This is a genomic window from Longimicrobium sp., assembly GCF_036280135.1.
Lineage (GTDB): Bacteria > Gemmatimonadota > Gemmatimonadetes > Longimicrobiales > Longimicrobiaceae > Longimicrobium.
Window position 1 is genome coordinate 1 of the sequence record NZ_DASURI010000545.1, and the last position, 6,152, is coordinate 6,152.

Annotated in this window: 5 protein-coding genes; 1 reads left to right on the forward strand and 4 read right to left on the reverse strand. The window is 73.2% G+C overall.

The genetic code is table 11. The annotated features are described in order from the left end of the window. Positions 1–64 precede the first annotated feature (64 nt). The 4 genes from VFZ20_RS17465 to VFZ20_RS17480 all read right to left on the reverse strand — a co-directional run bounded on the left by VFZ20_RS17465 (position 65) and on the right by VFZ20_RS17480 (position 4,861). Positions 65–2,752, reverse strand: coding sequence for a hypothetical protein (locus VFZ20_RS17465; RefSeq protein ID WP_329685202.1), 2,688 nt, complete (start codon positions 2,750–2,752; stop codon positions 65–67). A 122-nt stretch (positions 2,753–2,874) separates the two neighbouring features. Further along, positions 2,875–3,420, reverse strand: coding sequence for a DinB family protein (locus tag VFZ20_RS17470; protein ID WP_329685203.1), 546 nt, complete (start codon positions 3,418–3,420; stop codon positions 2,875–2,877). A 116-nt stretch (positions 3,421–3,536) separates the two neighbouring features. Further along, positions 3,537–3,797, reverse strand: coding sequence for a hypothetical protein (locus VFZ20_RS17475; protein ID WP_329685204.1), 261 nt, complete (start codon positions 3,795–3,797; stop codon positions 3,537–3,539). Further along, a complete protein-coding gene (locus VFZ20_RS17480) occupies positions 3,794–4,861 on the reverse strand; it encodes a heme o synthase (RefSeq protein WP_329685205.1) in 1,068 nt (355 codons plus the stop codon). Before VFZ20_RS17480 ends, VFZ20_RS17475 begins: the two co-directional genes overlap by 4 nt. A gap of 215 nt (positions 4,862–5,076) precedes the next feature. On the opposite strand from VFZ20_RS17480, the gene VFZ20_RS17485 reads away from it, so the two are divergent. Further along, positions 5,077–6,039: a COX15/CtaA family protein gene (locus tag VFZ20_RS17485; protein ID WP_329685206.1), complete on the forward strand. Its 963-nt coding sequence runs from the start codon at positions 5,077–5,079 to the stop codon at positions 6,037–6,039. The last annotated feature ends 113 nt before the right edge of the window (positions 6,040–6,152 follow it).

Below are 6,152 nucleotides of genomic sequence, written 5' to 3' on the forward strand. Positions count from 1 at the left end.
GGATCACCGGAGGAGGGCTTCCGTTCCTCCCGCCGCCGCCACGGGGCGGAGACGGCGGCGGAGACTACCCGGCCGTTCTCCACTGCGCCGGCGCGGTCACGGCCGTGCCGGCAAAGGAGGTCCAGGCAATCCGGCTTCCCGACACCTGGCACACGTGCACCCGCTTGCAGGGGGCCCGCATCCGCATCCCCCGCGGGTCGATCAGGGACGGCTTGCCGCTCGCCAGCTCCACGAAGACGTACAGGAAGCCCGCGGCCGCGCTCCCCAGCCGCGACGCCGTGGCCCACGCGCGGCCGCCGGAAAACAGCCGCTCGGGGATGCCGATCCCCTCCGCGCCCGCGCGCCAGTCCGCCACCTCCTCGGCGCTCACCAGCCACATGGCGTTGTATTTGACCGAGGCGAGCAGCCCGGGAAGGGTGCGGATGCACAGGGCGAGGGCTTCCATCCGCCCCACGAGCGCCGCGGCCGACACGTCGCGCAGCACGGACGCGTCCAGCGGCTGGCCGGTGCTCAGCGCGTTGGCCACGTAGTCCGACCGGCCGATGTCGGTGAAGTTCGCCACGATCGGCCCCTGTGCCCCCGCCCCGCTTCCCCGGGAAACCCGTTCCAGGAACGGGCCCTGCTCGCCGTCCCATCCGCGGCTCTCCCGCCGCAGCCCGCCGCGCACGGCGGGGTTGTCCGCGTGAAAGCCGATCTCGTGGTCCAGCAGGGGCACGGACGTGGTGGGCCGGCCCAGGAACGGCAGGGACTCCAGCATCGCGTGAAAGGTGCGCGCCGCGTCCGGCGACGAGCCGGGCCACATGCCGTTGGCCGCGGCGCACAGCTTGGTGTCTTCCGGAAAGGGCGAGCCCAGCCCGAAGGTGGCGTAGTACACGCCGAACTTGGGATCCACCCGCGGCATTCGCCCGGAGTAGGTAAGGTCCCACCCGGGAAAGAAGACGTTGGACGCGGTGTCGGGGAGCGTGTTGGTGCCGGGGTAGGACCGCGCCCCCGGCTGCACCCGGCGCGGCGAGGCCCGGTGCGACATCACCGCGGCCACCGTCTCGGCCCGCGCCGCCGGCGCCAGGGGCGAAAACGCGGGCGCGTCGGCGCCGGGAAGCCGCACGTGCGGGTTGGCCCGCAGCCGCCCCGCGCTCAGCACGGCCGGGCCTCCGCTCTGGAAGTGGCTCGCGAACGCCGCGAGGTCCCCGCCGTCCACCATGGGAAAGAAGTCGGGCGCCGCCACCACCGAAAACGCCGGCAGCACGGGCTCGGCGTGGACCTGCCGGACGAACCGGGCCTCCGGCGAGCTCCCGGCCGGCGGCGCGCCCACCACCGCCGCGTGCACGCACCCGTCGCACAGGCCGTCCTCGAACATGGCCGCGTAGTATTCGCCCGCGTCCACCAGGCGCTCGAAGCCGTCCGTGTCCGCGCCCAGGTGCTGCGGCTCGCCCCGCCCGTCCGCGGGCACGCGGAACCGGATGTTGGCGAACAGGGGCGTGTTGCGCGGCGCGCGAAAGCCCTGGTCCAGCAGGTCGAGCGCGTCCGGAAACGGCCGGTCGGAGAGCTTGAGCGTGGTGTACCTGCGGTTGGAGAACTTGACGAGCTCCGTCCGCTCGGGCGGCACCCGAAAGCGCAGCCGCTCGCGCCCCTGTACCGCGGGCCGCACCAGGGGGGCGGGCACCGGGGCCAGCAGCACGGCGGACCCGGCCGGCTCCAGCTCCACCAGCGCGCTGTCGTGCGCCGCGCCCAGCGGATACGCGGGGTCGGTGGCCGTGGCGCTCGTGCGGACGAACGGGGGCCGAGCCGTGTCGAACACGCCCGGGGGCAGCTCGACGCCCGGCCCCATCGTGAGCCGCCGCAGCTTCTCGTTGCGGTGCGACTCGGCGAAGGCGATGCGCCCGCCGCCCAGGTAGCGGTCGCCCGCGAACACCTTGCGCACGGGAAGCAGGAACTCGCGCTTGTCGTCGTCCGCGTCCCGGCCAGTGAGGCTCACCTCGCGCAGCCGTACGGGGCGCGCCAGGAACAGGCCATAGCGCGCGGGCGTGACGGCCAGGTCGCGTGGCGCGCCCGGCCCGGCCGGCACGCTGGTGTGGCAGCGGTGCTCCGCGTCCCACACCCGCGGCTGGCTGCCCACCCGCGATACGCCCGTGCGGGAGTAGACGAGGTCCGCGTGGGCCCCGTGCGGCGTCTTGACGGCCGGTCGGTACTCGTACGCGAACACCGCCAGCACCCAGCCCTCCCGCCGCATCTCCACGGGGGTCAGGGGCTCCAGGGCGTAGATGTAGTTCTCCAGCGTGTCCAGCTGGGCGGGCGAGGGATAGCGGTCGGGCGTCGCGGGCGTGCCGTTCTCGTCCGTGAGGCGGACGAGGGGGCTGGCCAGCGCGTGGTACAGCAGGCTGCGGGCGGGCGCGCCGGGGTTCAGGGCGGGGCCGCCCGCGAAGTCCGTGAACCCGTCCGGGCGGGGCCGGGAAAGCACCAGCGGCCGGGACAGCTCCCGGCGCAGGGCCTCGCCGGACAGCTCCAGGTCCAGCCCCGCCGCCCGCCGCAGGTACGCGCTCCACCCCGCCGCGCGCATCCACGCCAGCAGGGCGTCGAACTCGGCCTGCAGCGTGGGCGGCACCTCCCAGGGCGCGTCCGGAGCGAACGATGCGGGGTCCGCGCCGGCGTGCGGATCATCCGGATCGGGAGGGGAGCCCGCGGGCGTGGACGCGTGCGCCGACCCGGCCACCGCCAGCGCGGCGGCCGACACGATGAATTCCCTGCGGTCCATTGTCATAGGGCTGCGTTTGGTGGGGAGAGATGAAAACGACCTGCCGACGGGACTGCGTGCGGAGCGCCGGCGTGGGACACCGGCGCCGTGGAGCGCAACGCGGAGCGGAAGGACGCCCGCGGTCAGCCCTTGATGGAGGCGAGCTGGCGGGTGTGGTGCTCGATGTGGACGGCGGCCAGGCGCATGCCGCGCGTGAGGTCGATGGGCCCGAAGAACGGATGCGTCACGTGCGTCCACCCGCTCGCGCGGGCGCGCGACGCCTCGCGCTCGAAGCGCTCGCCCAGCTCGCGCATCTGCTCCAGCGCCTGCGCCCTGGCGGGGAGCGCGGCATCGGCCGGGCGCAGCTCGCGCGGGGCGGGCGCGCCGCGGGGGAACGTGCGGTGAAAGAGCATGTGCGGCAGCAGGAACATCCGCAGCAGGCGCCGCCGAAAGCCCGTGAGCTTGAGCTTCATCCCCGGCCCGCCCGTGACCTCGCCGATGAACACGCGGTACGTCATCACCAGGTGCTCGGTGATCTGCGCCGGCGTCCACTTGCCGGGCGCCCACGGCCGCGTCCACGCCACGTCGGAAAGGCGGCCGGCCGCGTCCAGGTACGCCGCGAGGGCCACCTGGTGCTCTTCCATGGCGGCGTGCCAGCGGGTGTCCGCGCGCGAGGTTGCGACGGGCATCGGGCGTTCGGGATTGGAGGTGAAGGAGAGCGACTTCAGGATGTGGATCAGGGGATGACGATCCGCATCATCCCCTGATCACCTGGCACTTGGGACTCGGCACTTGGAACTGCCGCTCAGCCCCGGCCCTCCAGCCAGTGCGCGATACGCACGGGCGACTCGGTGAGTTTCCAGCCCGCGCGGGCCCATTCTTCCACGCGGGCCCGCATCTCGTCCGCGGGAACCACGTCCTCGCGGCCGGGCGCCGTGTAGTGGGCGCTGGACCACTCGCGCACACGCACCAGCCCGTCCGCGTCCGGGCGAAAGAGCAGGACCACGACGCCGTTGCCGCCCGCGGGGTCCGCGGCGTGGAACGCGATGTTGTCCGGCGCGCTCACCGCGACAGCGCGCTGACCACGTGCCCGGGATCCTTGACGAACACCACGCCGGGCGAGACCTCGGCGCCGCGCGCCACCACGCCGTCCACGGCCATGGCCGCGAAGAGCAGGGCCAGGTACAGCAGCGAGTTGCGATACAGCGCCCACGCCGGCCGCACGTAGTCGGCCGCGCGCATCACCCGCATGACGTCGCGCAGGAACCAGGCGCCCAGCAGGGTGGCGATCACGGCGTAGGTGGCGCCCAGGCCGCCGTACGTCACGGGCCCCAGCGACAGGGGAACTAGGATGAGCGTGTAGAGCAGCATCTGCCGCATGGTCTCGCGCTCCCCCCACACGTTGGGGGCCATGGGCACGCCCACGCGGCCGTAGTCCTTCTGCTTGACCAGCGCCAGCGCCCAGAAGTGCGGCGGCGTCCAGAAGAAGACGATGAGGAACAGGTACACGGCCGTCAGCGAGATCTCGCCCGTGGCGGCGGCCCAGCCCACCAGCGGGGGGAACGCGCCCGCCGCCCCGCCGATGACGATGTTCTGCGGCGAGGTGCGCTTGAGCCAGCGGGTGTAGATGAAGACGTAGTACAGCAGCCCGGCCATGGCCAGGACGGCGCTGAGCACGTTCACCAGCAGCGCGTACACGGCGAACGACGCCGCGCCCAGCGTGATGCCGAACGCCAGCACGTGCCCCGGCGACATGCGCCCGCTGGGGATGGGACGCAGCTTGGTGCGCGGCATGTGGGCGTCGATGTCGCGATCGATGTACATGTTGATCGCGTTGGCGCCGCCGGCCATGAGGTAGCCGCCCAGCATGGTCCACAGCAGCGTCCAGCCGTCGGGCCAGCCGCGCGAGGCGATGACCATGGGCGCCCACGTGGTCACCAGCAGCAGCGAGATGATCCGCGGCTTGGTGAGCGTCACGTAGTCGCGCAGGAGCTGGCGCACGCCGCCGGCGCGGCTGCGCGCCGCGGCCATGCCCGCCCGCTGCGTGGCGGTGGTCATGTCGGAATCGGCGTCGGGCCGCGCGGGGGCGGCGAAGCCGTCGGGAACGAAGGTGACGGAAACGTCTGACATCAACTCGTCTGGATCGGGGTCCCAAGTCGGGGCGAAATATACGCCTGGCGCGCCCGAGCGCCACCCCGCCGGGTGGAACGTCCACAGGTTGCCCCACGCCGTGTCGGGAATCTCCTTACCGCCGGCCAAGCCGCGCGCCCGCAAACACTTGCGCGCTTCCGCCCCGCGCCGTTAGCATCGTGCCTCTTCCAGCTCCCGAAATCCGATCGCGAACCATGAGCCTCGCCCGCGACAAACAGGCCGCATTCGCCCGCTTTGCGTGGGGCGTGCTGGCGTACAACGTGGCCGTGGTGCTGTGGGGCGCCGTGGTGCGCGCCACGGGCAGCGGCGCGGGGTGCGGGCGGCACTGGCCGCGGTGCAACGGCGTGGTCATCCCCCGCGACCCGTCGGTCGAGACGCTCATCGAGTTCAGCCACCGCGCCACGAGCGGGCTGGCCCTGGTGGCCGTCGTGGCACTGCTGTGGATGGCGTTTCGCCGCTTTCCCGCCGGGCACGCCGCGCGCACGGGCGCCGTGTGGTCCATGATCCTGATGATCACCGAGGCCGCCGTCGGCGCGGGGCTGGTGCTCCTGTCGCTGGTGGGCGCCAACTCGTCCGGCTGGCGCGCGTTCATGATGGCCCTGCACCTCACCAACACCTTTGGCCTGCTGGCTGTCATCGCGCTCACGGCGTGGTGGGCGGGGGGCGGGCGGCGCGTACGCGTGCGCGGCCAGGGCGCGGCGGGCTTCCTGGCCCTGGCGCCCGTCGCGCTGACGGTGCTGGTGGGGATCACGGGCGCCATCACGGCCCTGGGCGACACGCTGTTCCCCAAGACCAGCGTGGGGCTCACGGGCGGCGAGCACTTCCTGGAGCGGCTGCGCATCGTGCATCCGCTGCTGGCCATCGCCACGGGCGCCTTCGCCGTCATCGCCTCCGCCCGCCTGCGCCGCCTTCGCGCGGACACGACGACGACGCGGCTGACGTACGCCGTCGCCGCGCTGTTCGTGGTCCAGCTCGCCGCGGGGACGATCAACGTGATCCTGCTGGCACCCGTGGTGATGCAGATCGTCCACCTGTTCCTGGCGGATGCGCTCTGGCTCACCCTCGTGCTGATGGCCGCGTCCGCGCTGGCGGAGGAGCGAGCGGGGGAGGTGGTGGGGGCGAGGACGCACAGGACGGGGGCCGCGGTCCCCGCCTGAGCCCTCGCCCGGAGGGGCCCTCACCCGCTCGCTGTCGCTCGCACCCTCTCCCGCAAACTGCGCGGGAGAGGGTGTATACGTCTACGGGGTGAATGCCGCCTGGCAGCCCGATC